The sequence below is a fragment of the Bacillus sp. 1021 genome (assembly GCF_014534735.1).
In the GTDB taxonomy this organism is placed as follows: domain Bacteria; phylum Bacillota; class Bacilli; order Bacillales; family Bacillaceae; genus Bacillus; species Bacillus siamensis.
Window position 1 is genome coordinate 148,713 of record NZ_JACVSR010000003.1, and the last position, 26,011, is coordinate 174,723.

Here is a 26,011-nt window from a genome sequence, read left to right on the forward strand (position 1 = left end):
TGAAACATCAGGAACACATCATATAAAAATGACCCGATAACGGGAGATCGGGTCATTTTTGCATTACTTTTGCTTATCATAAGCTTCAATAATCTTTGCAACAAGCGGATGTCTGACCACATCTGTCTGGTCAAGTTCAATCACGGAAATGCCGTTTATGTCATTCAGCATATCCCTCGCTACTGCAAGTCCCGATGTGACGCCTTTCGGCAGGTCAATTTGGCTTACGTCGCCCGTAATGATCATTTTAGAGCCAAAACCCAATCTCGTCAAAAACATTTTCATTTGAGCGGGAGTGGTATTCTGGGCTTCATCAAGAATCACATACGCGTCGTCAAGCGTCCGCCCTCTCATATAGGCAAGCGGGGCGATTTCGATAACCCCTCTTTCCATCAGACGCTCCGTATGGTCGCTTCCGAGCACATCGTGGAGCGCGTCATACAGCGGGCGCAGATAAGGATCTACTTTTTCCTTTAAGTCTCCGGGCAGAAAACCGAGGCTTTCGCCGGCTTCCACAGCGGGTCTTGTTAAAATGATTTTTTTAATGTGGCCGTTTTTTAAAGCATGCACCGCTTTTACGACCGCCAAATATGTTTTGCCGGTTCCCGCCGGCCCGATGCCGAACACCATGTCGTTTTTCTTCATCGCCGCGACATATTCTCTCTGGCCGATGGTTTTGACACGGATCGGTTTGCCTTTTGCCGTTTTCGTTATTTCCTCTTCATACATGCTTTCAAAATAGTCCAGTTCATCTTTCTTTGCCATTTTCACGGCATACAGCACATCACGTTCCGAAATCTCGATCCCCTTGCGGATTAAAGTAAGGAGCGAACCCAATAATCTGTCAGCAATCTCAAAAGACTCATCATTGCCGGAAACGTAAATGGTTTCACCGCGTGTGATGATGCTTACGCCCAGATCCTTCTCCATTAAATGTAAAAAGGCATCTTGGCTGCCGAACAAAGAAAGTGCTTCATCCGGGCTTTTCAGTTTGTGATTAATCGCAAGTAAATGTTCTGCCATTCTTTAGTCTCCCTGAACAATAGGTGTGGTTTGCACGATATCTTCTATAACTTGGTAGAGAATAATCAACTTTACTTTACCATTCTCAACGGATTGGTGCAAAACTTTTTCACTTTCCACCTCTCCGCTGCCGCTTAATCGCTTCTCTACGTCTTGTCTGCCCATTTTGATGCCGGCCTGAACCGCTTCGTCCTTCGTATAAGTCCGCACGGATGTTTCACTTTCTCTTGTCTGTTCTTTGACGTAAGATACCGGAAGCTTCAGCCCCAGAAATTGAAACGGATGCTTTTCTTCCTCTGTTTTCGGATGTTTCAGCGGCTCCTCATTCAACCCGAAGCCCCAAAAAGGCACGCCCCATGATCCGAAAGACAGCTTGTGCTTCGTCCTTACTTTACCCGTATATAGCGTAAATGATGTTTCAAGCGGCACGGTTACTTCTGACTTGTACCATGTTTCTCCGTAAATTTCCGCTTTTGAGGCGACTTTCCGGTCTTCATTTCCGATCAGTCCTGAGACGAGGAGCTGTCCTTTGTCAACATGATCGTTCACAAAAGCCATCGGCTGCCCCTTTTGCACGAACATCCTTTTGATGACCGCCTTCTTTTTGGCAACGATATGACGGGGGCTCACGTACTTTTCTTTTGTCGGTTCATTTTTTTCAACCACTTTCATATGAAGGGCTGTCCCGTTCAATTCCACACCGACCCACGTAATATTATCGATGCCGTTTGTTAATGATTTTTGAATTTTCTCCGGCGTCATCATCAAAAATTGCAAACGACCTTTTTTAACACCAATTTCTTCCAGGTGCTTCATCATCTGATGCTCGGTTTCAGGCTTGGCCCCTTTAATATCAATGTCCCAAATCATGTTGGACAAAAGAAACAATATAACGAAAAACATCACAAATCCCGCAGTGAAGCCCAGGTTTAATTTTGATTTGAGAAGCAGAAAGGGCAGGCCCTTTCTTTTCGTAAAGCTTGCTTTGCATTCATGTTTTCTGATGACTCTTCTGAAAGCATGTACATCTTGAAGCTGAATCATCAGCAGAACACAGTCTTGCTTTTTTTTCACCGCAAAGATGGCGATTCCGTTTCTCGTGCATTCATTAAGCAGCCGTTCAATCCCTTTTCCTTTGACTTCCATTTGGACTTTACCCGAAAAAAATGACAGCCATTTGTTTTTCACATTATTTCCCCCCGGCTTTATGAATCGACATATCTTACGTGATCTATCGTGCCCTCCAAAAGGATTTCCTCAGGAAGGATTGCCTTAATGACCAAGTTTTTTCCTGATATGATACATTGCCCCTGCTTGAGCATCAGCCTGACTTCTTCTTCGCTGAACAGCAAGAGGCCTCTGTGATTCTCTATGTAGATATGAAGTCTGCCGACCATCGTAATGCGAGGCAGATCCATCATAACGTCCGGGGGAATTTCCAATGCTCTAGTCAGCCACGCCTTTACACGATTCTTTCTTTGCCCCATAAAAAAAGAACCCCCTTTCATCTCATATGTATGATTTGAAAAGGGGTTCTAACACTTTAATTTTTACCGATGCTCCGCATGGTCCGGTGCGGTTTTTTTGCACGGGGCGGACCTAAAATCTCACTGAATATGATGCCCTGCACTGCAGTTTCTTTCTTAATCTTGAGGGCTGATTTCTTCAGAGACGCATTTCGTGCGCGTTGAGATGTCAGCTTATGATCAAGCCCATTGAACATCTTCTCTGTCTCTGCAAGGCGCTTTTCAGCTTCCCTTCTTTTTTGCTCAAAAGGGTTCTCTTTGGAAACGGCAGGCATTTCTTCCGCTACCGGCTTATGCTCTTGCGGCGGCTGTGTGTGATCCTGCTTTTTTTTCTGATCTGCGGGACGTCTATTCGGCGGGCGTTTTTCATCTTTGTTTTTCTTGCCGAATATTGCCGATATAATGCCGATGACGGCGGCAATGACGAGCGGATTTGTCAGAATCTCGTGCATATAGCGGCTCCCTCCTTAATAGAGAGGTTATTGTTGGTCTTCATCTTGCTGGTCATTCGTCAGCTTGCCGATAGAATCCCTCATGTCCGTGTCAGCGTCGATATTTTTTATGTTCATATAATCCATGACACCGATGTTTCCTTCACGTAAGGCTTCAGCCATCGCAAGCGGCACTTCCGCTTCAGCTTCCACGACTTTCGCACGCATTTCTTCTACTCGCGCACGCATTTCCTGCTCTTGGGCGACGGCCATGGCGCGGCGTTCTTCGGCTTTGGCCTGTGCAATGTTTTTGTCTGCTTCCGCCTGGTCTGTCTGCAGAATCGCTCCGATGTTTTTGCCGATATCCACGTCGGCGATGTCAATCGAGAGAATTTCAAATGCGGTGCCTGAATCCAGCCCTTTGCCAAGTACGGTCTGCGAAATCATATCAGGGTTTTCAAGCACTTTTTTATGATTATGTGAAGAACCGATTGTTGAGACAATCCCTTCTCCGACACGGGCGACAACCGTCTCTTCTCCCGCTCCTCCGACAAGGCGCTCGATATTGGCTCTTACCGTGATTCTGGCTTTTGCTTTCACTTCAATTCCGTCCATGGCGACACCTGCGATAAACGGTGTTTCAATGACCTTCGGATTGACACTCATCTGTACGGCTTCCAATACATCACGCCCGGCCAGGTCAATGGCTGCGCAGCGTTCAAATGTCAGCTCAATATTGGCGCGCTGTGCCGCAATCAGGGCATTGACCACCCTGTCGACATTACCTCCGGCCAGGTAATGGCTTTCGAGCTGATTTGTTGTTGCGGACAGGCCGGCTTTGTGCGCCTTAATTAACGGGTTGACAACGCGGCTTGGAATGACGCGGCGCAACCTCATCCCGACCAAAGTGAAAATGCTGATTCTGACTCCTGCTGCAAGTGCCGAAATCCATAGCATCACCGGTACAAAGGTGAAGAATATGGCTAACACAATTATGGCAGCTGCAACTATTGCTAAAATCGCCAAACTTGACAATTCCATCTAATTCCTCCTCAAGATTATCATCTATATTTCTCTCACGACAATGCGTGAGCCTTCCGCTTTCACCACTTTCACCTGTCTGTCTTTTTCAGTGAATGATCCTTCTGAAACGACATCAAGGCGTTCATCATCAATAATAACGGTGCCTGACGGTCTGAGGGCTGTAGCGGTAACACCGATTTTCCCCAACAGCTCCGTCCGGTTCTGATTTGAAACATAACCGTTCTCCGTGCTTGTTGAATCAGTTAATATCAATTTCTTAAAGAATTTCATTCGTTTCCCCAACACCCTTGTTAATATGATAAAGGCAGCAATAGACACACTAAAGGCGATCAAGAGAGAAACCGCCATTACAGTAAAGCTGCCCGCAGCGAGAAAGAGGCTCGCGATGACGCCTGCAACACCGATAAGACCAATTATGCCTCCGGGCAGAAATATCTCTAAAAGGATAAAAACCAAGCCCGCGCAAAACAAGAATACACTGTCATAACCGGCGAATCCGGCAGCGATATGCCCGGTGAAAAACAGCAGCATGGCCGTCAGTCCGACGGCGCCCGGTATGCCGAGGCCCGGCGAGAACAATTCAATGGTCAAACCAAGCAAAGCGAGCGTTAATAAGACGGGGACAACAAACGGGTTTGTCAGCCATCTTCCCAATTTTCCGACAAAACCCTCTTTTGCATGGTGAACATCGGCTTTGTCAAAACCGAGCTTTGTATATAAAGCATCGAGGTTTGAAACCGTTCCCTCCGAATATCCGACTTCCTTCGCTTTTTCAGCTGTCAGTGTCAGCAGTTTTCCCTTTGGAGCGCCCGCTTCTTTTGCATTAATGGCGGGGTCTGCCATGGCCAGGGCGTATTTCGGGTTTCGGTTGTTTTTAGCCGCTGCGTCCTCCATTTCTGCATGCCATAGTGATTGGGCCTTTTTGTCTGCCGCGTTTCCTTTGCCGTCGATGATGGCTGCGGCACCCATTTTTCCGCCCGGCGCCATATAAATGTCATCCGCCTGAAGCGCTATATATGCCCCGGCAGAAAGCGCCCGTTTGTTCACGTAAGCGGTAACAGGCACATCCGCGCCGCCGATGACATCTGCAATATCCAAAGCTGATTGAACGGCGCCTCCCGGTGTATTTATGTCAAGAATAATGTGTGACGCGCCGGATTCCTTCGCTTCTTTGAAAGAACGCGTTAAAAAAGCGGCAAGCCCATGTTCGACATTTTTCTCAACCGGGATGACATAAACCGATGGACGATCAGCTTTTGCGTTCAATTGAACTCCTAATAAAGATAATACAAACAAGCCCAATAGAGCAACAGCAATTCCGGTTTTTTTTCGGAACAAGGCAGATATACCCTCCTTCCCGTTTCATTCTTCTTTATATACGTAACAAATGTACTTTAGTTTCATTTTTTTATGTATAAAAAAAGACATCTCTCGAGGAAAGATGTCTTTTTCTTCGTCAATTAAGATAATTGACTGCTGACAAGCCTGTTAATCACGCTGCCGTCAGCTTTACCTTTTACTTTAGGCATAATAGCACTCATCACTTTGCCCATGTCCGCTTTCGAGCTCGCACCGACTTCAGCAATGGTTTCATTTACGATTGTCTGCAGCTCTTCTTCAGAAAGCTGCTTCGGTAAATAAACTTCTAAAATGTCCAGCTCTTTTTGAACTTTATCTACTAAATCTAAACGATTAGCGTTTGAAAATTCATGGAGGGAGTCTTTACGTTGCTTAAGTTCACGAGATAGGACAGTAAGTTCCTCATCCTCGGTCAAACTGTCTTTCTTAAGCTTAATTGCTTCGTTTTGAAGTGAAGCTTTCACCATTCGAACGACAGTCAGTTTGTCTTTCTCACGGCTTTTCATATACAGCTTCATATCTTGGTTAAGTCGCTCAAGAAGACTCATAAATCCACCCTCTTTTAGAATTTGCGTTTTCTAGCAGCTTCTGACTTTTTCTTGCGCTTTACGCTAGGTTTTTCATAAAATTCGCGCTTTCTTGCTTCTTGCAAAGTACCTGTCTTTGATACACTGCGTTTGAAGCGACGAAGAGCATCTTCAAGCGATTCGTTTTTTCTAACGACCGTTTTTGACATTCTCTTTCCCTCCCTCCGAATACACCAATCGACTACCTTTAAAAAGATACACATATAAACATGTACTTTGACATTATAATATAAGCCATGAGTCAGGTCAACTAAGTGAGTTCACTTTTCCGTCATGAATAACGCGGCTTGTCTATATAATGATGGAAAGGGGTGTTTCGTTTGCTGATACTGATTCTCTTTACCGCACTTATCCTGGTTTTTTTACTCGGAATGAGCCTGCTCAGACAGGGGCTGATCGCTTTAACGTATTCAAAAATTGAGAAGAGCCTCCTCTTGTTTACCGACCACCCTTTGAAAGCTTTTCTCATCAGCATTGTATTCACGGGTTTTCTTCAGAGCAGCTCAGCTTTTATGGTTATTGTGATCGGCTTTGTCAGTGCAGGCGCTTTACCTTTTAAACGGACCATTCCGATGATTCTCGGCACGAATGTCGGCTCCACATTTACGACGGAGTTTTTGGCCATAAAGATGGATGTGCTCATCTGGGTGCTTTTGATCGGCGGCCTTGTGTTTATTCTTATCCGGAAATATCCGTTCAAGCAGATCGGCATAAGCTTTCTCGGTCTCGGCATCATCTTTTTTTGCATCACGTGCTTCAGCCGTCTTGCCGTTCCGCTGACAGAAATGAAGGCGGGAGCGGAAGTTTTGCGCCATGTAAATGATTCAAGCTGGTCCGCTCTTTTGATCGGCATGATATTGACGGCCATCATTCATTCAAGTTCCGTCTGCATCGGCATTTTAATGAGCTTTATGAACGAAGGGATGATCGGCATTGAACAGGCGGTCAGCGTCGTTCTCGGATCTAATATCGGGACATGCGTCACGGCCGTCATGGCTGCTGTTTCAGGGGGTTATGCCGCGAGACAGACCGCCGGCGCTCACGTTGTCTTTAATATTCTCGGCGTACTTCTTGTCTTTCCCTTCCTGTCCGCAGCAGCAGGTTTTACAGAGCGGCTGTCTGACGATCCCGCGCAAATGATCGCGCATTTCAGCCTTTTGTTTAATGTTGTCACCGCGTTATTATTTCTGCCGTTCACGCATTTATTTTATCGGCTGATTGACAGGCTGATCCCTCCGAAACCGTAAAAAACCGATGCGTGAAAGCATCGGTTTTTTATCTGTTACGAAGACATGCGCATGTTCTGAGTCATTTCTTCTTCAACAACGCGGACGAATTGTCCTTCATTGTACGGATAGCCCGCTTTTTGAATTTTGACTTTGACAAGTTTGCCGATTAAATCTTCCGTGCCTTTGAAGACGACTTTCATGTAATTGTCTGTATAGCCGACGAACATACCGTCTTCATCAGACTCTTTAAACGTCTCTTCCGGAATGATTTCAAGAACCTCTCCTTCATAATCGGAGGCGTATTCTTTGGCAAGCTGGTCAGACAGAGCAATCAGCTTGTGCACCCGTTCATTTTTCACATTCTCGTCAACCTGGTCTTCCATTCTGGCCGCAGGCGTTCCGGTGCGTTTGCTGTAAGGGAACACATGAAGCTCAGAAAATTTATGTTCTTTAATGAACCGATATGTTTCCATAAATTCTTCTTCCGTTTCACCCGGGAAACCGACGATAACATCAGATGTGACAGCAAGACCCGGCAGCGCTTCTTTCAGCTTATTTAACCGGTCCGCGAAAAATTCCATCGTATATTTGCGTCTCATCCGTTTCAGAACGGTGTTTGATCCTGACTGAATCGGGATGTGAAGGTGGCGGACAATTTTATCAGACGCATCCAGCACTTCAATCACTTCATCAGTGATTTGGCTTGCTTCAATAGATGAAATTCTGATCCTTTTCAGTCCCTCTACACGTGTATCCAATTCACGGAGAAGCTTGGCGAAATTATAATCTTTCATATCTTCGCCGTAGCCGCCCGTATGAATCCCCGTCAGAACGATTTCTTTATAACCGGCATCCACCAGCTGCTGCGCCTGTTTAATGACTTCTTCAGGATCGCGGGAACGAAGCAGGCCGCGCGCCCAAGGGATGATGCAGAACGTACAGAAGTTGTTGCAGCCTTCTTGGATTTTCAATGACGCTCTTGTCCGGTCAGTAAAAGCGGGAACATCCAGCTCTTCAAACACACGTGCTTTCATAATGTTGCCGACGCCGTTGATCGGCTGGCGCTCTTCTCTGTACTGCTCAATGTAACCGAGCATTTTTTCGCGATCCTGCGTGCCGACCACGATGTCAACGCCCGGGATGGCCATAATTTCTGCCGGAGATGTTTGCGCATAGCACCCTGTTACGCAGATGACGCCGTCAGGATTTTGGCGGATCGCCCGTCTGATGACTTGACGGCTTTTTTTATCTCCCGTGTTTGTTACCGTACATGTATTAATGACATATACATCTGCTGTCTGCTCGAATTCTTTTCGTTCATAACCCGCATCTTTAAACAGCTGCCAGATTGCTTCTGTTTCATAATGATTGACCTTGCAGCCAAGGGTATGAAAAGCAACAGTTGCCATTACTGATCACCTCTTAATAACTCTGTATGATAGGAAACTGCGCTTAACGCATAAAGCGGCGCAGTTTCAGTCCGTAAAATTCTTGGTCCGAGGCCGCATAAGACGGCGCCTTTTTCTGAAAGCTGCTGAACTTCAGACTCAGTCAGACCGCCTTCAGGGCCGAATACGATGAGAAGAGACGAACCTTTCGGAAGGCTTTTGAGCTCCCCAGCGAAAGCGCCCGTTTCTCCCTGTTTTGATGACTCCTCGTATGCAACGACACATTTATCGACATTCTCCGCCATTTCAAGCAGCTGCCGGAACGTATGAACGGTTTTCACTTCGGGAATTTCATTGCGGTACGATTGCTCCGCCGCCTCCTTCGCGATTTTCGCCCATCTTTCCCGCTTCTTCTTTGCCTTTTTGTCGTCAAGCTTAACGACGGATCTGGCGCCTTGAAAGGGGATGAACATACTTGCCCCGAGCTCGGTCCCTTTTTGAATAATCCATTCAAGCTTATCGCCTTTCGGAAGGCCGCTGGCGATCCTGATTTTTAACGGCAGCTCACGGTTTTCACCCGTCCATTCAGCAATGCTGCATGATATATGATCTTTAGAAACCTCTTTGAGCAGGCATAACGCTTCATGGCCGTCTTTCGAACAGCAGATTATCCGGTCTCCTGCACTCATTCTCATGACGTTTGCAATGTGGTGGACGTCTTCTCCCGTAATTTGAAAATCGGGGGTTTCGTCCATCTCCTGCTTCGTGAGCTCGATAAAATATCGTTGCATACGCTGTGACACCTACTAACTGTTATTTTTTCGCGATGATGCTGACCCAATCTTCCATAGACAGAATTTCTGTAATGGTAAAACCGGCTTTTTCCAACGCTTCTTTTACTTCCTGTTTTTTCTGGCCGATAATGCCTGAAGTAATAAAGTGACCCCCGTTTTTGAGCAGGTCGTACGCCTGCGATGTAAAGCGGAGAATCACTTCCGCCAAAATATTCGCGACAATGACATCGTGTTCGCCTGTGATGCCGTCTAACAAATTGTTCTGTTTCACTTCGGCCGTATCGCTTACTTTGTTCAATTTCACATTCAGACGCGCGCTTTCGACAGCGACCGGGTCAAGATCATACGCATGAACCGATTCAGCCTCAAGCATGGCGGCTGCAATGCTCAAAATTCCTGAACCGGTGCCGACATCAATGACACGGTCGCCTTTTTGAACGATACGCTCAAGCGCCTGAATGCACAGAACGGTTGTCGGATGCGTTCCCGTACCGAATGCCATGCCCGGATCCATTTCGATAATCAGTTCATCGGTATTCACGGGTGTGTACGTTTCCCATGTGGGTACGATCGTGAATTTTTCAGAAATTTTCACTGGATGATAATACTTTTTCCAAGCTGTCGCCCATTCCTCTTCATTAACTTCAGAAATGGTGATTGTGTTTCTGCCTAAATCAATGTCATACAAAAGTAAATTATTAATCGTCTCTTTAATGCCGTCGACCGTTTCGCCGAGGAAACTGTTAATCGGCAGATACGCTTTGACAATGACACCCTCATCGGGGTAATCATTGGGGTCGAGCTGGTAGATTTCCCCGTAAACATTCTCACGCTCTTTTATTAAATCAAGCGGATCTTCGATGACAACCCCGCTCGCACCAGCTTCATGCAAAATATTTGAGATGGGTTCAACCGCTTCATGTGTTGTGTGAATGCTGATTTCGGACCATTTCAAAACTACCAACTCCTATCCAATCATTACTCGCCTTTAAATGCGCGTTTTACTTTGTCAAAGAAACTCATTTCTTGTTCATCCGGCAGGTTGCCGCTGACTTCAGCGAACTCACGGATGATGTCTTTTTGTTTATCTGTCAGATTCGTCGGCGTAACGACGCGGACGACAATGTGCTGGTCGCCTTGTCCGTAGCCGCGGACATTCTGCACGCCTTTGCCTCTTAATCTGAATTTTGTGCCGGTTTGTGTGCCGGCAGGAATTTTTAATTTCACTTTTCCGTGAAGCGTCGGCACTTCAACTTCGTCTCCGAGTGCCGCTTGGGCAAACGTTAACGGCATTTCACAGTAAATATCATCTCCGTCACGCTCAAAGAACTCGTGGGCGCGCACATGGAATACGACAAACAGATCTCCCGGAGGGCCTCCGTTTACACCTGGTTCACCTTGACCCGGAACGCGGAGCTGCTGTCCGTCATCCACACCGGCAGGGATCGTAACGTTGATTTTTTTCCGTTTTTTCACTTTGCCCGTGCCGCCGCAGTCAGAGCACTTGTTTTTGATGATTTTTCCTGTTCCTTCACAGTGGTGGCAGACTCTTCGGTTAACCACTTTGCCAAACGGCGTGTTCTGTTCGACATTCAGCTGGCCTGAACCGCCGCAGTGCGAGCACGTTTCCGGCTTTGTCCCCGGCTTCGCGCCTGAGCCTTTGCATGTTTCACAATTCTCTTCGCGAGGAATTTCAATGATCGTCTCTTTTCCGAAAGCCGCATCTTCAAATGACAGTGTCATTGTATACTGCAGATCCGCGCCCTGCCGCGGCGCGTTCGGATCACGGCGTCTCGTGCCGCCGCCGAAGATGCTTGAGAAGATGTCATCGAAACCGAAGCCGCCGAAGTCTCCTCCGCCGCCGAAACCGCCGCCAAAGCCCTGATTAGGATCAGTATGGCCGAATTGATCATATTGAGCCCGTTTTTGGTCATCTGAAAGCGCTTCGTATGCTTCTTTTACCTCTTTGAATTTTTCATCTGCTCCGGATTCTTTATTGATATCAGGATGATATTTTTTTGAAAGCTTCCGATAGGCTTTTTTGATTTCATCCTTTGAAGCGCTCTTACTTACTCCAAGCACTTCATAGTAATCACGCTTACTCATCTCGCTTCACTCTCCCGAATTTCTCACATAAATTAGATTGTATCATTTTGAATTATGTTTTTTCAATTCCTTTTATCCCGGGCAAGAAAAAAAGTCAAAGCCAAGAGATGCCTGACTTTGACTTTCTGTCTGTTGAATCAGAATATGCTGTGTGTTCTTCCGCGTTCTGCGGAAAGAACTTATTTTTTCGTTTCGTCGTCTTTTACTTCTTCGTATTCCGCATCGACAACGTTATCATCCGCTTTTTTGCCTTCAGCGTTTGCTGCGCCTTCAGCCTGCTGCGCTTTTGCCGCTTCTTCATAAAGCTTCATGGAAAGCTCTTGAACGATGGTTTGAAGCTCATCTTTTTTCGCTTTGATCTCTTCAATTTCGTTTTTCTCGATAGCTGCTTTCAGCGCGTCTTTCGCGTCGTTTGCTTTTTTCACTTGCTCTTCATCCACTTTGCCTTCCAGGTCTTTTAATGTTTTTTCCGTTTGGAACACAAGCTGGTCAGCTTCGTTGCGGACTTCGATTTCTTCTTTTTTCTTCGCATCAGCGTCAGCGTTTTCTTCCGCTTCTTTCACCATGCGTTCGATTTCGTCATCAGAAAGACCTGAAGAAGATTTGATTGTAATGTTTTGTTCTTTGCCTGTGCCTAAGTCTTTCGCTCTTACGTTTACGATACCGTTTTTGTCAATATCGAAAGAAACTTCGATTTGAGGCACGCCGCGCGGTGCAGGCGGGATGTCAGTAAGCTGGAAGCGGCCGAGTGTTTTGTTGTCGGCAGACATCGGGCGCTCACCTTGAAGCACGTGAATGTCAACGGCTGTTTGGTTATCAGCAGCAGTTGAGAACACCTGTGATTTGCTTGTCGGAATTGTCGTATTGCGGTCGATCAGTTTCGTGAATACGCCGCCCATTGTTTCAATACCGAGTGACAGCGGTGTAACGTCAAGAAGAACAACGTCTTTTACGTCTCCTGTGATGACGCCGCCTTGAATTGCAGCACCCAGCGCTACAACTTCATCAGGGTTTACGCCTTTATGCGCTTCTTTGCCTGTTTCTTTTTTGATTGCTTCCTGTACGGCAGGAATACGTGTAGATCCGCCGACAAGGATAACTTTGTCGATTTCGCTTGCAGAAAGATCCGCATCTTGAAGAGCCTGACGGACAGGAGCCATTGTGCGCTCAACGAGATGAGCGGAAAGCTCTTCGAATTTAGCGCGGGTCAGTGTCAGCTCAAGGTGAAGAGGACCTGCATCTCCCGCTGTAATAAACGGTAAAGAAATTTGCGTAGATGATACGCCGGAAAGATCTTTTTTCGCTTTCTCAGCCGCATCTTTCAAACGCTGAAGCGCCATTTTGTCTTTTGACAGATCAATGCCGTTTTCTTTTTTGAATTCTGCTACGAGATGGTCGATGATGACTTGGTCAAAGTCGTCGCCGCCAAGACGGTTGTCACCGGCAGTTGAACGGACTTCAAACACGCCGTCGCCAAGTTCAAGCACAGATACGTCAAACGTACCGCCGCCAAGGTCGTAAACAAGAATCGTTTGGTCTTCGTCCGTTTTATCAAGTCCGTATGCAAGCGCTGCTGCAGTCGGCTCGTTGATAATACGCTCTACTTCAAGACCGGCAATTTTACCGGCATCTTTTGTCGCTTGGCGTTCTGCATCGTTGAAGTATGCAGGAACCGTGATAACAGCTTTAGAAACTGTTTCGCCAAGATAGCTTTCAGCGTATGCTTTCAGATGCTGAAGGATAATGGCTGACACTTCTTGAGGCGTGTAGTCTTTTCCTTCGATTTCTACTTTATATTCAGTACCCATATGGCGTTTGATAGACATGATTGTGTTAGGGTTTGTGATAGATTGGCGTTTTGCCACTTCCCCTACTTGGCGCTCGCCGTTTTTAAATGCAACGACTGACGGAGTAGTACGGTTACCCTCAGCGTTGGCGATAACTGTCGGCTCGCCGCCTTCAAGCACTGCCACACATGAGTTTGTCGTACCCAAGTCAATTCCGATTACTTTACTCACTTTGAATTACCTCCTGCTATGTAGTTATTGATTCACTTTAACCATTGAAGGACGGATGACGCGGTCCTTCAGTTTGTAGCCTTTTTGCAGTTCTTCGATAACAATATTGCTGCCGAAGTTTTCATCTTCCACCTGCATGACGGCTTGGTGAAGGTTCGGATCAAATTCCTGACCGACAGCTTCGATGGCTTCAACGCCTTCTCTTTCAAGAGCGTCCATCAGCTGGCGGCGGACCATTTCCATACCTTGCAGCAAGCTTTTTGTCTGCTCGCTTTCAGCTTCTACCTGTAAGGCCCGTTCAAAGTTGTCGAGAGCCGGAAGGATTTCCGTTACGACGTTTTGAGAACGGTATTTCTGAGCAGCTTCCATTTCAAGGCGGCTGCGTCGTTTATAGTTTTCAAAGTCTGCTTGAACACGCAAAAGCTTATTTTCTTTTTCATCAAGCAAACCCTGCAATTCATCAATTTGGTGCTGAAGGGCTTCCTCCTGACCTGCCGATTCTTCATGCTGTTCTTGTGAAGCGGCTTGTTCTGCCTGTTCTGTCGTTTCTTCTTGTTCTGCTGCTTCAACCTGTTCTGCGGTTTGTTTTTCTTCTGACATTGTGTTCACCTCCCTCAAATGCTGTAAAAAGATGACTGAAAATGATTGCCAAAATTCCCTTATTCATCATACAAACTTGCGAATGCTTTTGACAAGTCCGAAGTCACATGCTGCAGCAGGCTGACGACTCTTGAATAATTCATGCGCGTCGGCCCGATAATGGCGATTGATCCGATCTGCTTCGTGTCAACCGTATAGGTGGCCGTGATCAGGCTGCAGTTTTCCATTTCTTCGTAGTCGTTTTCTTTTCCGATTTTAATTGAAATCCCGGCTTTTGACGACTGAAACAGCTTCAGGACATCCTGCTCTTTTTCAATTAAGGATAAGAGCGAGCGGACCCGTTCAATATCATGGAACTCCGGCTGATTCAGCATATTGATTTTTCCGCCGAAAAATAATTTCTCAACATGGCCCGCCGGATGGAATGTGGAGCGGAGCGATTCGAGAATGCTGTCATAGTTGGCGATATGCTGCCTTAAATATGTGACAACCTCTTTAAAAATACGCTCATTCAGTTCGTCCATCGGAACGCCCGCTAATCGGTCGTTCAATATATTGACCAGTTTTTCAATATCGGCCAAATCCACTTTAGCCGGGAAATTGATCGTGCGGTTTTCGACATGCCCCGTATTCGTAACGAGGATGGCGACCGCCTTATCCGGCTGGATCGGAACGATTTGAATCTGCTTAAGATAATTCTCGCTCAGCGTCGGCCCGAGAACAATCGATGTGTAGTTTGTCAGTTCGGACAGGATCTGCGCTGATTTTTGGACTGTTTTTTCAAGCTCGAAGATTTTTTCTTTAAATATCGAGTGAATTAAATCCAGATCGGTTTTTGTCAGCTTGACGGGTGACAGCAAATGATCGACATAATACCTGTACCCTTTTTCCGACGGAATCCGTCCTGAGGATGAATGGGTTTTTTCAATAAAGCCCAATTCCTCCAAGTCAGCCATCTCGTTTCTGATCGTTGCAGAGCTGAATGTAATCTCGTCTTTTTTTGAAAGAGTTCTTGATCCTACAGGCTGCGCTGATTGTATAAAATCATTAATAATCACTTGCAGGATCAACAGCTGACGATTTGTTAACATCATCATCACCCCTGTTAGCACTCAAGGTCAGCGAGTGCTAATTCTATATCAAAAGTAACAAACGAAAAGAAAAATGTCAATTATAACTCACCCAAAAAAGCGCCAAAAACCTCATTTCCTAATAATTTGCCTTCATGCGTTAATGCTACCGATTTTTCCGTGTCACAGATCAGGCCTTTTTCAGTTAAATCTTTGAGAATATCAGGAAACAGTTCATCGACTGAACGTCCGAATTTATCCAAGAAAGCTTTTTTTTGCACGCCTGACATTTTTCTGAGACCGAGGAACATTTCTTCCTCAATCTGCTCTTCACGTGTCACCTCGTGCGTGTCCCGGTAAGGCAGCCCTTTTTCTTCGATGAGCTGAATATAATGTTTCACGGGACCGGCGTTGACGGTGCGGGTGCCGCTGATATATCCGTGAGCCCCTGCGCCAAAACCGAAATACTCTTCATTGCTCCAATAGGTCAGATTATGCTGCGACTCGTACCCAGGCTTTGCAAAGTTGCTGATTTCGTATTGGCGGATGCCCGCTTCACTCATTTGCCTCATGACCGTTTCATACATCTCAGCCTCTTGTTCTTGCGCCGGGAGATGCAGGCGGCCTTTTTGCATTAAATTATAAAACACCGTTTTCGGCTCGACGATCAGCGAGTAAACGGAATAGTGCTCCGCATCCAGCGACAAAGCCGTTTTAACAGAATTGTCAAGGTCAGCCAGCGTCTGAGCCGGCAGGCCGAACATTAAATCGAGACTGATGTTGTCAAAACCGAGCGCCCTCGCCCGTTCAAAGGAGCTGAACACGTCCTTTTGTTTATGCACCCTGCCGATTTTCTGCAAAAGCGCGTCTTCGAAAGTTTGAACACCGAAGCTCAGCCGATTGACACCAGCATTTTTCAAGATTTTTAATTTTTCCGAGGACAAGTCATCCGGATTCGCTTCCGCGGCAAATTCAATGAGTCCGTCAGAAGGCTTCAGCACGCGGTGAATGGAATCCATCAGTTTTTCAAGCTGGGCGGGTGAGAGCGATGTCGGCGTGCCTCCCCCGATAAAAATCGTGCGGAGATCAGGGCGGCCCGTACGTTCTATCGTATTTATCATTTCCTTTTCGAGTGAGTTTAAGTACTCATCGACAGGCTGGCTCTGAATAAAATATTTATTGAAATCGCAATAGTGGCAGATATGCTCACAAAACGGAATATGAATATAAGCTGATTTCATTTGAAACACCTTCTTCTTTACAGAAAGAAGCCGCAGTGCGGGACTGCGGCGGCTTCCGTTATTTTTTCGGGCTGTCATCCATTTTAAGGACGGCCATAAACGCTTCCTGCGGCACTTCGACTGAGCCGACCTGCTTCATCCGGCGTTTTCCTTCTTTTTGTTTTTCAAGAAGCTTCCGTTTCCGCGAGATGTCTCCGCCGTAACATTTTGCAAGAACGTTTTTCCTCATGGCTTTAATGGTTGAGCGCGCCACGATTTTCTGTCCGATTGCCGCCTGCACCGGCACTTCGAATTGCTGGCGCGGGATCAGCTCTTTTAATTTTTCGACGATGACTTTTCCGCGCTCGTATGCGTAATCGCGGTGGACGATAAATGACAGCGCATCAATTTTTTCCGCATTCAGCATAATGTCCATTTTGACGAGTTTAGACGGCTTGTAGCCGATCAGCTCGTAATCGAAAGAGGCGTACCCTTTCGTACTGGACTTCAGCTGATCAAAAAATTCATAAACAATTTCCGCAAGAGGCATCTCGTATACAATGCTGACCCGGTTGGCGTCTAAGTACTGCATATCGATAAAGTTGCCCCGTTTCCCCTGACAAAGCTCCATAACCGCTCCGACATAATCGTTCGGAACCATCATCGTCGCTTTGACATAAGGTTCTTCCACCCGTTCTATTTTTTGCGGGTCAGGCATGTTTGACGGGTTATCGACGACGATCTTTTCACCGTCCGTCATATATACGTCATAAATAACGCTCGGCGCGGTCGTGATGAGATCAATTTTAAATTCCCGTTCAATCCGCTCTTGAATGATCTCCATGTGAAGCATTCCTAAAAAGCCGCAGCGGAAGCCGAAGCCGAGGGCTTGTGACGTCTCCGCCTCGTATTGAAGGGAGGAGTCATTCAATTCAAGTTTTTCCAGAGCCTCGCGCAAGTCATTATATTTGGCTGTGTCAATCGGATAAAGTCCGCAATAGACCATCGGATTGAGTTTGCGGTAGCCCGGAAGCGCTTCTGCCGCAGGTTTAACCGCGCTTGTAATCGTATCACCGACTCGGGTGTCGCCGACATTTTTAATTGCGGCTGTCAAATAGCCTACATCACCGACTGTCAATTCGTCAGCGGGCTGTGCTTTCGGCGTGAAGACGCCGACTTCGATGACTTCAAACTCTTTTCCGGTCGCCATCATTTTAATTTTCTGGCCAGGTTTTACCGTTCCTTCTACGACTCTGATATACGCGACGACTCCGCGGTACGCGTCATAAAGGGAGTCAAAGATGAGCGCTTTCAGCGGAGCTTCCGGATCTCCTGAGGGAGCAGGCACTTTTTCTACGATCTGCTCTAAAATGTCTTCGATGCCGATACCCGCTTTCGCTGAAGCGAGGACGGCGTCTGAAGCGTCAAGGCCGATAACGTCCTCAACTTCTTGACGCACACGTTCCGGCTCTGCGCTCGGGAGATCGATTTTATTAATGACAGGAAGAATCTCAAGGTCATTATCAAGCGCCAGATAGACGTTCGCCAATGTCTGCGCTTCAATTCCCTGGGCCGCATCAACAACGAGAATCGCGCCTTCACAAGCAGCCAGGCTTCGTGATACTTCATATGTAAAGTCGACGTGTCCGGGCGTGTCGATGAGATGGAATATATATTCTTCTCCGTCTTTTGCTTTGTATTTCAGCTGAACGGAATTTAATTTTATGGTAATTCCCCGTTCGCGTTCAAGGTCCATTGAATCAAGCAATTGTTCTTTCATTTCCCGCTGGGTAATCGCCGATGTTTTTTCTAAAATCCGATCCGCCAAGGTCGATTTGCCGTGGTCTATATGGGCGATGATCGAGAAATTCCGGATTCTTGACTGCCTCTCTAAACGCTTTTCTTTATCTGTCACAATCTATCACTCCTACTATTAAACGCAAAATACACTAGCTTAGATTATATCAATAGGATTGTAAACATTCAATTAAAACAAGAAAGAGAAAAGCTTCCTGTTTGGAATCGTCCGCTTTTCTCCTTAAAATGCTATCGGTTCAGTTTCGAAACCCACTCGTACATCGCCTGGGCTGAGTCCGTCACGGTATTTGAAAGGGTTTCCCCGGCTTTTGAAAACAGGTTGAAGGTTTCCGCCTGTTCCAGCTGTTTTTGTTTTTCTTCCAGATCTTTCGCCGTAACGGTTTGGCCCAAAATGGATGCCTCTTTTTCCTGACCCTCTCCGCCGCTAAGCGTGAATGCACCTTTTAAGGAGGGGTCTTTGTATCCTTTCATATCAAGCATTCCGCTGTTTGCCTGCTGCATGCCGAACAAAACGCCGACAAACATGACGATGGCGATCAGCAGGCATTTGCCGGTAAATCGGATCATTTGCATCACCTGATTTCTATTGTTTTTTCTTCTCTCCTGATTGCGAGCTGACTTTTTCAGCATCCCAGTACAGTTCGCTGAATACATCGGCTACGGCATCTGATGCGCGTCTCAGTTCTTCAAGGTTGTTATCCACGCCTCCGAATTCCAGCAGAAGCGACCGGTCGTTTAAATCCTGGTTATATACTCCATTATCTCCCGGAGAGCCTTTTGATAAAACACCGACGCTTAAGCCGGGGTATTTTTTCTCCATGAGCTTATGAAGTTCACTTGCGAGTTTATAGTTTTCTTCAAAATTGGCGCTTTTTTTGCCGACGACGATGGCGACTCTGGCATAGCTTTTTCCTTTAATATCGGCTGTCGTGTTTTTCTTGCGGCGGGAATCCCGGTGAATATCTATGGTATATTGCAGATTTTTATTTTTGGCGAGCGCACTTTTTACAACCGGTCTTGATTCGTCATAGCTTCGCGCATAATTTAAACCGTCTTTGTTCAGGCGGCCCTGAATGTCGGTTTTATCTACGTCCGCTCCTACGCCTTGCGCTTCCAGCGCTTTTCCGAACATATCTCCGACAAGCGTGACATTGGCCTTCGAATGGCGGGCGTTATCCGGATTTGTTTCCCCTTTTAACAGAGGGAGATAGGATTCGGTATTGTGAGTGTGATAAATAAAGACGACTTTTTTGCTGCCGGTCGAATGCTTCGGCGGCGCCGTTTCTTCTTTTTTCGTTTTGTTTTCGATTTCTGCAAGATTCACTTCTTTTTCTTTTTCCATCACCTTTGACGGCGGCGGAGATTCAGCCGGCATATTCGTATAATCCGTCCCCTGCCCCGCCAACAGGATCTCCGTATCGTATTGGGCAAATCCCGGCAGCTCGCGTCCCAAGAAGCTCCGCGGGTCTTCCAGGTTAATGCTTGTCGCCAGTTTTAAGGAAAGCCGTGACAGCTGAAATGAGTCTCTTTCAGGAAGCTCTGATGCGAAATAATGATTTTCCATGCCAAGGAGGTGTGCAAACGCGTCACCCGGAAGCTCTCCGGCAATTCCGTGAAGAGAATCGGAAGAAAGCCTCAGTTCAGGGCGAAGCGATGTGAGCACACCGGATAATACGAAAATAACGATAAGGCTTGTCATAAACAAAAACATGCCCTTGAGCGCATTTCCACCGTTTACTGTAACGACAATTTGACGGTTTCTGCGTTTTTTTCTCATGATTTGAATCCCTCCAGCGCTTGTCTAGTAATTACTCTATGAACAAGCTAGAGGAGGTAGAACCATTTTAATGATTATAAGAACCTTTGTTATCTTGTGAGACCTTTTCATGAAGGGCGGTGTTTAGCCCGTTTGCTAGCACGTTCGCCATATCATCAATAAAGGTGTCAATCTCCTTCGGCGTGACCATCAGATTATGGCCGAGCGGAGAAAGCACTTCATGAATCAGCTGGCGTTTTTCGTTTTCGTCCAGCGTGCCGACAATACCTAAAAAGGATTGGCGCTCTTTTTCTCCGGGAAGATCTTCGTCTGTCAGCACCTTCTTTTTGCCGAAGTTCATTCCGGCGGGCACCAAAGACCTCGACGGGCTGTCATCTTTCATTTCTCTGCCGAAATGCTTTAATATGTAGTCCACTGTATCGCTTGCGATCGTCACCGCATCAACGACAGTCGGTACACCGATCGCGATGACTGGGATGCCGAGCGTCTCTTTGCTTAATTCTTTTCTCTTATTGCCGACGCCTGATCCCGGGTGAATGCCCGTATCAGAAAATTGGATGGTCGTGTTCACCCTTTCAACAGCTCTTGCCGCAAGAGCGTCTACAGCAATCACAAAATCCGGCTTCGATTCTTTGATCACGCCTTGAATAATATCGCTCGTTTCAATTCCCGTTAATCCCATCACACCGGGAGCAAGCGCGCTGACCGGCCTGTACCCTTCCTGCACATTTTCCGGCTGAAGCTTGAACAAATGCCGCGTCACAAGCAGATTTTCGGTCACGAGAGGGCCGAGTGCATCCGGCGTCACATTCCAGTTGCCGAGACCGACGATCAAACAGCTTGCATCCTTTGGAATGTTTAATGCCGACAGATAAGCGGAAAATTCCTCGGCAAACACTTCCGTTACTTTTTCCTGCATTTCAGAGTCGTGCTCCCTCACACCCTGCGCTTCGATCGTGACATAGCGCCCCTGCTTTTTGCCCGATAGCTCGGCGCCTTCTTTTGTAATATCCACCGTTCTGACTTTAATGCCGCCCTTGTCGCGTTCTTTTTCAATAAACCCGTTTATTTCTTTTTTCTGACCGGCTTGTCTGTCTTTTACCGCCTGTTTTGTTTCTACTGCTAAATCCGTCCGTATCAGAAATTGATTGACATCCAGTTCGTTATTTTTCACGGGGAAGACCTCCTTCAATCATCGTGGTACATAGTGTGGCCATTTGTAAAACGAATCATGCGAATTTACCCATCAACGAAAAATACTTTACATTTATATTGCAATCTAAAGTTCTGTTTGATAGAATACAATTTGTTCTATTGTGAAGAAGATTTAACCTTAAGACACTGTGCTACAGGTTGTATCTTAGGAGGTGAAACACATGCCAAACATTAAATCAGCGATTAAACGTACAAAAACAAACAACGAACGCCGCGCTCATAACGCGACAATCAAATCTGCTATGCGTACTGCAATCAAACAAGTAGAAGCTTCTGTTGCCAACAACGAAGCGGATAAAGCGAAAACTGCTCTTTCTGAAGCAGCGAAACGCATTGATAAAGCAGTGAAAACAGGTCTTGTACACAAAAATGCCGCAGCTCGATACAAATCTAGACTTGCGAAACAAGTGAACGGACTTTCTGCATAATACAAAAACGATCCCTGGTAACGGGGATCGTTTTTTTCATTCGGTCCGGAGAAGTTCAAGAAGAAAGAGCTCCAGCAAGAGCTGCTTGTCCTTTTTCCCGGTTTTCATTTCGTAATCCATCACTGCGAGTTTCTCTATAATACGCCTGAGCTCTTCTTCAGAAAAAAGCCTCGCCTGGTCCATCGCCAGCTTTACCCGGAAAGGGTGAACCTTTAAATTGGATGCGATTTGCTTTTGACCGTATCCTTGTTCGGCAAAATACTTCGTCTGCATAATGAGACGGAACTGGTTGGCGATCAGCGCCATGATTTTGATCGGTTCTTCGTTTTGTTTTAAAAGATCATAAAATATTTGAAGGCTTTCCGTCCGTTTTCGGTTCACGATTTTGTTGATCAGCTCAAAAATATTCTGCTCCAAACTTCTCGCGACAAGCTCCCGGACATCTTCAAGCGTAATCTCATGTCTGTCTCCGGTGTAGGCGGAGAGTTTTTGTATTTCCTGGTATATGGAGGACAGGTGGCCGTTTGCAAGCAGAACCAAATGCTCGGCGGCTTCTGTGTCGATCGTTTTATTTTCGGATTTTGCCAGATTAATCGTAAAGTCAGTCGTCTCCTTTGCATTCAGCTCCTTCGCTTCAATCATCAGAGCTTGCTGCTTCAGCGCCTTCGTCAGTTTTTTCCGCTCATCCAGCTTCTCATACGGAGCCACAATCACAAAAACCGTATAAGGCGCAGGCTCCTTCAGATAAGTCTCAAGAGCGCCTGTATTGTGCTCTATTTTTTCTTTCTTTTTTTCCCCTGTTAAAAAAGACGGGTTTTTCACAATGACCAGCCGCTTCTCCCCCATAAACGGAAACGTTTCCGCATCGGTTATCGCCTGGTCAAGCGGATCCTCTTCAAGATCAAAAACAGACAGGTTAAAATCTTTTGTCCCCTCATCAACGACAGCTTGTCTGATCCGGCTGACAGTCTCTTGGAGAAGATACGTTTCTTTTCCGTATAAACAATAAACGGAGCGGACATCCCCTTTTTTCAGGGCTTTCCAAACATCAAATACCATGATCGTATGACTTCCTCTCTTTCTTGATCCCCTTCTATCCTAAATTGAGTCAGGCAAATAGTAAAGAGGAAGCTTTAAAAAGGCCAGCTTCCTCATTTATAATAAACGCCTGATTCACAAGCTCCCGGGGCTGCTTGTAAAAAGGCGATAATCACAAGAACAGAAAACGTTACCATCACTTCTAGATTTTTCAAAACAATTCCAGTATACTTAGGGAAGTCAGGAGGGATGAAATTGAATGATTTTGAAAAAAACGTTCAAAGCAAACGAAATGATGCTGTTGACTCAGCTGTCGGTTTTGTCGTGTCCTTCGGATTTTTCGCCTTTTTGTTCGTGATGGCAACAGCCATCCATCTTATCGGCTCTTAGCCGCATTCCGGGCTGCTGTCAATCGGCAGTCTTTTTTACTTCCTGCGCCCTGGTTTCTTCTATATCATATGGAGGAAAGACAGAAAACGTTCCGGCGCCTTTTTTAAATCTGTATTGAATCGTCCCGCTGAGATCGGTGCGAAGCAAATTGACAGAGTACGCTTTCAAACGATCCAGCACCTCTTCATGCGGATGATGGTAACGATTATCTTCACCTGCTGAAATCAGTGCTGCTTCCGGCCGAAGCTGTTTCAAAAAAGCTTCACTCGTAGAGCTTTTGCTCCCGTGATGACCGGCCTTCAATACATCAGCCTTCAGATTCGGATACGCTTTCAGCACTTCCGTTTCGCCGTCCGATTCTAAATCTCCCGTCAAAAGCCAGCTCACTCCGCCTAAAACCGTCCAAAGCACCAGTGACGAATCATTTTTACTCTTTACGTCAGATGACTCCGGGGACAGCACCTGAAATTGAAGATTACCGGCTGTAATGGTGTCGCCCCGCTTTGCTTCGACAACGGGAATGTTGTTTTCTTTCGCCATCTTCAATATGTCCTGATCCTTCGGTTCCTTCACGAACCCCACGGGAACAATCAACCGGCTGACCCTATGTTTTTTGATTAATACTCCGGCTTCCCCGATATGATCCTGATCCGCATGGGTTAAAATCAGCGCATCCAGCTTTTTCACCCCTTTTCCGTTCAAAAACGGAATCAAAACCTTCTCACCGATAGAATACGGGTGGCGTTTTTCTTTCCATGATTCTTCCGGATAAGCCACCACTCCCCCTGTATCAACCATTACGGTTCCTTTGCGGTGCGGCGCACTTATAAACAGCGAGTCTCCCTGCCCGATATCAAGCATATCCGCTTCTCCCCATGGACTGAAATAAGGACGGAACATTAAATAAACCAAAACCGCGCAGAAAAAAAGAGGCGATTTCCTGAGTTTCAAAAAACCTCCCTTTTCCAAAGCTGCAAAAAGCGTAAACACGGAAACCGCAAGCAGAAGAAGGGAAAGAAAGTCAGGCTTTGACACAATCATTGTAAATAAATCAACGGATGCCGCATATGTCATGAAATCATGCACAGGCCTCATCACAAGGTCAAACATATAAAACAAACATTCCCCCATCTGCCTTGAAAGTAAGAGAAGAAGGAAACCGATGACCGAAAACGGAATGACAAATAACGTATAAAAAGGCACCATCACCATATTCATCGGAAAACTGACAAGCGAAATCTGCTGAAAATGATAGAGAAGAAACGGAAGCGAACTGAGCTCCGCAATGAATGAGGCCATCGCAAGCCCGGCAAGTCTTCTTTTCCCTGCTTTCTTTAAAATGGAGGATGACAGAATTAAAGCGGCGCTTACCGCAAAAGAAAGCTGGAAGCCCGCCTGCCAAAGGAGGTAAGGATTAAACATGAGGAGCAGCAGATAAGACACGGACAATGCAGCCGAAGAATGAATACTGCGTTTAAAAAGAGTTCCGGCGATATAAAAACCCAGCATGAGGGATGCGCGCAATACGGATGGGGCCGCACCGCTTAACAGCGTATACACCGGTAAAAAAAACAGCAGTAAAATCCCCGCCTTTTCTCTTGTCAGCCCGATTCTGATCAGAACATAAAATATTCCCGCCGTAATCAGGCCGACATGCATTCCGGAAATGGCCATTAAATGAACGACTCCCAGATTTTGATAAGCGTTCAGTATATCGTCCTCTATAGAAAATCTTTCACCCAAGGTCAGCGCTTCGACAATTCCGGCAGAGGATTCAGGCACGTGATTTTGAATGATCGAAATCAAATTCTTTCTGATGTTCAGCAGTTTATACAGCGGTATGCCGGATTTTTCACACTGCTGAATGGAAGTCACGGAAAATAACCAGTGAATATGCTGAGAATTAAGATATTCCTTATAATCAAAACCTCCGGGAATCGTCGCATGTCCGGGCTGTTCCAAAGAGCCGGTAAACACGCAGCGCATCCCCGGTTCCAGCTGTTCAATGAGACTTTTTTCTTCAAGAGACCGGATTTTGTATGAAGCGGCCCATTTTTCTTTGTCATGAGTTCGGATAACAGCTGACATTTTCGCCCCGTCAACCTTCGGAATATTTGTGATGACGGCCTGTTCAGTATAGTTCCCGGCCTGATACCGGGATACATTCGCCGCGTCATAAACCGTATACAGAAAGAAATAAAGACAAAAAGAAACGAGGCTGACGATAAACGGTGTGTACTGCTTTGTTTTTACAAAAATAAAGAGAAGATACAGAAGGAAAAAGAATAGAACCCAGAAGAAATTTGCGGCGGCAATTCCCGCGGTTGCAGAAACCGCCGCCAGAGGCAGAAGAAGGTATTTATATTTCATTTATACGTAACTGGTAAACAGCTCATTGGCCTGTTCATGAATTTTTTTCAGTTCATCCGCCTTAACTCCCGCATCAGATAATTGCTGAATCAGACCGGCTACAAAAGACAATTTTTCGCGGTTTTTCAGATCAATGATCATTTCATCAAGTTCAACCTGCTCCACCTTAACTCCGGCTTGGGTGAACAGCTCTTTTGCGTATGGCTGTGTTTTGTAATCTTCGGCATAATAGACCGTTTTGATGCCCGCCTGAATAATTGATTTACAGCATTGAATACAAGGATAATGCGTCACATAAATTTCGGCGCCCTCGGTCGGCACACCGAACTTAGAACATTGCAGAATTGCATTCATCTCTGCATGTATGGTCCGCTGGCAGTGATTATCAATTAAAAGACATCCTTCATCTGCACAATGGACGCCGCCGGCAATTGAACCGTTGTACCCGCCGGCAATCATCCGCTTGTCTCTGACAACGGTTGCTCCGACTGACAGTCTCGGACATGTGCTTCTCAGCGCCAGCAAATGGCTTTGCGCCATAAAATATTGATTCCATGAGATTCGTTCCACAAGTGTTCCC

Annotated in this window: 24 protein-coding genes and 3 pseudogenes; 3 read left to right on the forward strand and 24 right to left on the reverse strand. The window is 46.2% G+C overall.

Going from position 1 to position 26,011, the window contains the following annotated elements; all coding sequences use genetic code 11:
• Positions 1-63: 63 nt before the first annotated feature.
• The 8 genes and pseudogenes from ICW23_RS12415 to rpsU form a co-directional block, all read right to left on the reverse strand.
• On the reverse strand, positions 64-1,023 hold the full coding sequence (locus ICW23_RS12415) for a PhoH family protein (RefSeq protein WP_045926742.1): 960 nt from the start codon (positions 1,021-1,023) through the stop codon (positions 64-66).
• Positions 987-2,211 (reverse strand): annotated as a pseudogene (gene yqfD, locus ICW23_RS12420) (sporulation protein YqfD). Before yqfD ends, ICW23_RS12415 begins: the two are co-directional and overlap by 37 nt.
• A 17-nt stretch (positions 2,212-2,228) precedes the next feature.
• A complete protein-coding gene (gene yqfC, locus ICW23_RS12425) occupies positions 2,229-2,510 on the reverse strand; it encodes a sporulation protein YqfC (protein WP_003152966.1) in 282 nt (93 codons plus the stop codon).
• 56 nt (positions 2,511-2,566) lie between these two features.
• Positions 2,567-3,001: a hypothetical protein gene (locus tag ICW23_RS12430; protein ID WP_016938913.1), complete on the reverse strand. Its 435-nt coding sequence runs from the start codon at positions 2,999-3,001 to the stop codon at positions 2,567-2,569.
• 27 nt (positions 3,002-3,028) lie between these two features.
• Positions 3,029-4,021: a flotillin-like protein FloA gene (gene floA / locus ICW23_RS12435; protein WP_016938912.1), complete on the reverse strand. Its 993-nt coding sequence runs from the start codon at positions 4,019-4,021 to the stop codon at positions 3,029-3,031.
• A 24-nt stretch (positions 4,022-4,045) separates the two neighbouring features.
• Positions 4,046-5,362 carry an NfeD family protein gene (locus tag ICW23_RS12440; RefSeq protein ID WP_188154569.1) on the reverse strand — a complete coding sequence of 439 codons (1,317 nt, stop codon included), beginning with the start codon at positions 5,360-5,362 and terminating at the stop codon, positions 4,046-4,048.
• Between the two features lie 122 nt (positions 5,363-5,484).
• On the reverse strand, positions 5,485-5,931 hold the full coding sequence (locus tag ICW23_RS12445; RefSeq protein WP_007408278.1) for a GatB/YqeY domain-containing protein: 447 nt from the start codon (positions 5,929-5,931) through the stop codon (positions 5,485-5,487).
• Between the two features lie 14 nt (positions 5,932-5,945).
• Positions 5,946-6,119 (reverse strand): 30S ribosomal protein S21, encoded by a 174-nt coding sequence (gene rpsU / locus ICW23_RS12450; RefSeq protein ID WP_003152957.1) that lies wholly within the window; start codon positions 6,117-6,119, stop codon positions 5,946-5,948.
• 171 nt (positions 6,120-6,290) lie between these two features.
• On the opposite strand from rpsU, the gene ICW23_RS12455 reads away from it, so the two are divergent.
• Positions 6,291-7,217, forward strand: coding sequence for a Na/Pi symporter (locus tag ICW23_RS12455; RefSeq protein ID WP_188154570.1), 927 nt, complete (start codon positions 6,291-6,293; stop codon positions 7,215-7,217).
• Positions 7,218-7,252: 35 nt separating this feature from the next.
• On the opposite strand, the gene mtaB is transcribed toward ICW23_RS12455, so the two are convergent.
• The 12 genes from mtaB to gpr form a co-directional block, all read right to left on the reverse strand.
• The gene (gene mtaB / locus ICW23_RS12460) at positions 7,253-8,608 is read right to left on the reverse strand and encodes a tRNA (N(6)-L-threonylcarbamoyladenosine(37)-C(2))-methylthiotransferase MtaB (RefSeq protein ID WP_013352930.1); all 1,356 of its coding nucleotides are present in this window, start codon (positions 8,606-8,608) and stop codon (positions 7,253-7,255) included.
• The gene (locus ICW23_RS12465; RefSeq protein ID WP_188154571.1) at positions 8,608-9,378 is read right to left on the reverse strand and encodes a 16S rRNA (uracil(1498)-N(3))-methyltransferase; all 771 of its coding nucleotides are present in this window, start codon (positions 9,376-9,378) and stop codon (positions 8,608-8,610) included. The genes mtaB and ICW23_RS12465 overlap by 1 nt, the downstream gene beginning before the upstream one ends.
• A gap of 22 nt (positions 9,379-9,400) precedes the next feature.
• The gene (prmA, locus tag ICW23_RS12470) at positions 9,401-10,336 is read right to left on the reverse strand and encodes a 50S ribosomal protein L11 methyltransferase (RefSeq protein ID WP_016938907.1); all 936 of its coding nucleotides are present in this window, start codon (positions 10,334-10,336) and stop codon (positions 9,401-9,403) included.
• 23 nt (positions 10,337-10,359) lie between these two features.
• Complete coding sequence (gene dnaJ, locus ICW23_RS12475) at positions 10,360-11,487, reverse strand: molecular chaperone DnaJ (RefSeq protein ID WP_016938906.1); 1,128 nt, start codon at positions 11,485-11,487, stop codon at positions 10,360-10,362.
• A 179-nt stretch (positions 11,488-11,666) separates the two neighbouring features.
• Entirely contained in the window at positions 11,667-13,505 is a 1,839-nt protein-coding gene (gene dnaK, locus ICW23_RS12480; RefSeq protein WP_188154572.1) for a molecular chaperone DnaK, read from the reverse strand.
• Between the two features lie 24 nt (positions 13,506-13,529).
• The gene (gene grpE / locus ICW23_RS12485; protein WP_045926750.1) at positions 13,530-14,105 is read right to left on the reverse strand and encodes a nucleotide exchange factor GrpE; all 576 of its coding nucleotides are present in this window, start codon (positions 14,103-14,105) and stop codon (positions 13,530-13,532) included.
• A 59-nt stretch (positions 14,106-14,164) separates the two neighbouring features.
• The gene (gene hrcA, locus ICW23_RS12490; RefSeq protein ID WP_188154573.1) at positions 14,165-15,196 is read right to left on the reverse strand and encodes a heat-inducible transcriptional repressor HrcA; all 1,032 of its coding nucleotides are present in this window, start codon (positions 15,194-15,196) and stop codon (positions 14,165-14,167) included.
• 80 nt (positions 15,197-15,276) lie between these two features.
• Positions 15,277-16,416, reverse strand: coding sequence for a radical SAM family heme chaperone HemW (gene hemW, locus ICW23_RS12495; protein ID WP_188154574.1), 1,140 nt, complete (start codon positions 16,414-16,416; stop codon positions 15,277-15,279).
• Positions 16,417-16,474: 58 nt separating this feature from the next.
• Positions 16,475-18,310 (reverse strand): translation elongation factor 4, encoded by a 1,836-nt coding sequence (lepA, locus tag ICW23_RS12500; RefSeq protein ID WP_016938901.1) that lies wholly within the window; start codon positions 18,308-18,310, stop codon positions 16,475-16,477.
• Between the two features lie 131 nt (positions 18,311-18,441).
• Entirely contained in the window at positions 18,442-18,780 is a 339-nt protein-coding gene (locus ICW23_RS12505) for a YqxA family protein (protein ID WP_016938900.1), read from the reverse strand.
• Between the two features lie 16 nt (positions 18,781-18,796).
• Positions 18,797-19,990, reverse strand: a complete 1,194-nt coding sequence (spoIIP, locus tag ICW23_RS12510) for a stage II sporulation protein P (protein ID WP_188154575.1) — start codon at positions 19,988-19,990, stop codon at positions 18,797-18,799.
• 67 nt (positions 19,991-20,057) lie between these two features.
• A complete protein-coding gene (gene gpr, locus ICW23_RS12515) occupies positions 20,058-21,164 on the reverse strand; it encodes a GPR endopeptidase (protein WP_049627048.1) in 1,107 nt (368 codons plus the stop codon).
• A 202-nt stretch (positions 21,165-21,366) separates the two neighbouring features.
• Here gpr and rpsT point away from each other — a divergent pair, with 202 nt between their 5' ends.
• The gene (gene rpsT, locus ICW23_RS12520; RefSeq protein ID WP_003152876.1) at positions 21,367-21,633 is read left to right on the forward strand and encodes a 30S ribosomal protein S20; all 267 of its coding nucleotides are present in this window, start codon (positions 21,367-21,369) and stop codon (positions 21,631-21,633) included.
• A gap of 17 nt (positions 21,634-21,650) precedes the next feature.
• On the opposite strand, the pseudogene holA reads toward rpsT, so the two are convergent.
• Positions 21,651-22,692, reverse strand: a pseudogene (gene holA / locus ICW23_RS12525) (DNA polymerase III subunit delta); the annotation flags it as partial.
• A gap of 39 nt (positions 22,693-22,731) precedes the next feature.
• Positions 22,732-22,886 (reverse strand): annotated as a pseudogene (locus ICW23_RS12530) (hypothetical protein).
• Positions 22,887-22,926: 40 nt separating this feature from the next.
• On the opposite strand from ICW23_RS12530, the gene ICW23_RS12535 reads away from it, so the two are divergent.
• On the forward strand, positions 22,927-23,061 hold the full coding sequence (locus ICW23_RS12535) for a YqzM family protein (protein ID WP_003152870.1): 135 nt from the start codon (positions 22,927-22,929) through the stop codon (positions 23,059-23,061).
• Positions 23,062-23,079: 18 nt separating this feature from the next.
• Here ICW23_RS12535 and ICW23_RS12540 read toward each other — a convergent pair whose 3' ends face one another.
• Complete coding sequence (locus tag ICW23_RS12540) at positions 23,080-25,431, reverse strand: DNA internalization-related competence protein ComEC/Rec2 (protein WP_188154576.1); 2,352 nt, start codon at positions 25,429-25,431, stop codon at positions 23,080-23,082.
• Positions 25,432-26,001, reverse strand: coding sequence for a ComE operon protein 2 (locus ICW23_RS12545; protein ID WP_016938895.1), 570 nt, complete (start codon positions 25,999-26,001; stop codon positions 25,432-25,434).
• Between the last annotated feature and the right edge of the window lie 10 nt (positions 26,002-26,011).

Excerpts from the sequence above, each read along its gene's own strand:
- ICW23_RS12415 (WP_045926742.1), bottom strand. The coding sequence starts at position 1,023 with ATGGCAGAACATTTACTTGCGATTAATCACAAACTGAAAAGCCCGGAT.
- yqfC (WP_003152966.1), bottom strand. The coding sequence starts at position 2,510 with ATGGGGCAAAGAAAGAATCGTGTAAAGGCGTGGCTGACTAGAGCATTG.
- ICW23_RS12430 (WP_016938913.1), bottom strand. The coding sequence starts at position 3,001 with ATGCACGAGATTCTGACAAATCCGCTCGTCATTGCCGCCGTCATCGGC.
- floA (WP_016938912.1), bottom strand. The coding sequence starts at position 4,021 with ATGGAATTGTCAAGTTTGGCGATTTTAGCAATAGTTGCAGCTGCCATA.
- ICW23_RS12445 (WP_007408278.1), bottom strand. The coding sequence starts at position 5,931 with ATGAGTCTTCTTGAGCGACTTAACCAAGATATGAAGCTGTATATGAAA.
- rpsU (WP_003152957.1), bottom strand. The coding sequence starts at position 6,119 with ATGTCAAAAACGGTCGTTAGAAAAAACGAATCGCTTGAAGATGCTCTT.
- mtaB (WP_013352930.1), bottom strand. The coding sequence starts at position 8,608 with ATGGCAACTGTTGCTTTTCATACCCTTGGCTGCAAGGTCAATCATTAT.
- ICW23_RS12465 (WP_188154571.1), bottom strand. The coding sequence starts at position 9,378 with ATGCAACGATATTTTATCGAGCTCACGAAGCAGGAGATGGACGAAACC.
- dnaJ (WP_016938906.1), bottom strand. The coding sequence starts at position 11,487 with ATGAGTAAGCGTGATTACTATGAAGTGCTTGGAGTAAGTAAGAGCGCT.
- grpE (WP_045926750.1), bottom strand. The coding sequence starts at position 14,105 with ATGTCAGAAGAAAAACAAACCGCAGAACAGGTTGAAGCAGCAGAACAA.
- hrcA (WP_188154573.1), bottom strand. The coding sequence starts at position 15,196 with ATGTTAACAAATCGTCAGCTGTTGATCCTGCAAGTGATTATTAATGAT.
- hemW (WP_188154574.1), bottom strand. The coding sequence starts at position 16,416 with ATGAAATCAGCTTATATTCATATTCCGTTTTGTGAGCATATCTGCCAC.
- ICW23_RS12505 (WP_016938900.1), bottom strand. The coding sequence starts at position 18,780 with ATGATCCGATTTACCGGCAAATGCCTGCTGATCGCCATCGTCATGTTT.
- spoIIP (WP_188154575.1), bottom strand. The coding sequence starts at position 19,990 with ATGAGAAAAAAACGCAGAAACCGTCAAATTGTCGTTACAGTAAACGGT.
- rpsT (WP_003152876.1), top strand. The coding sequence starts at position 21,367 with ATGCCAAACATTAAATCAGCGATTAAACGTACAAAAACAAACAACGAA.
- ICW23_RS12540 (WP_188154576.1), bottom strand. The coding sequence starts at position 25,431 with ATGAAATATAAATACCTTCTTCTGCCTCTGGCGGCGGTTTCTGCAACC.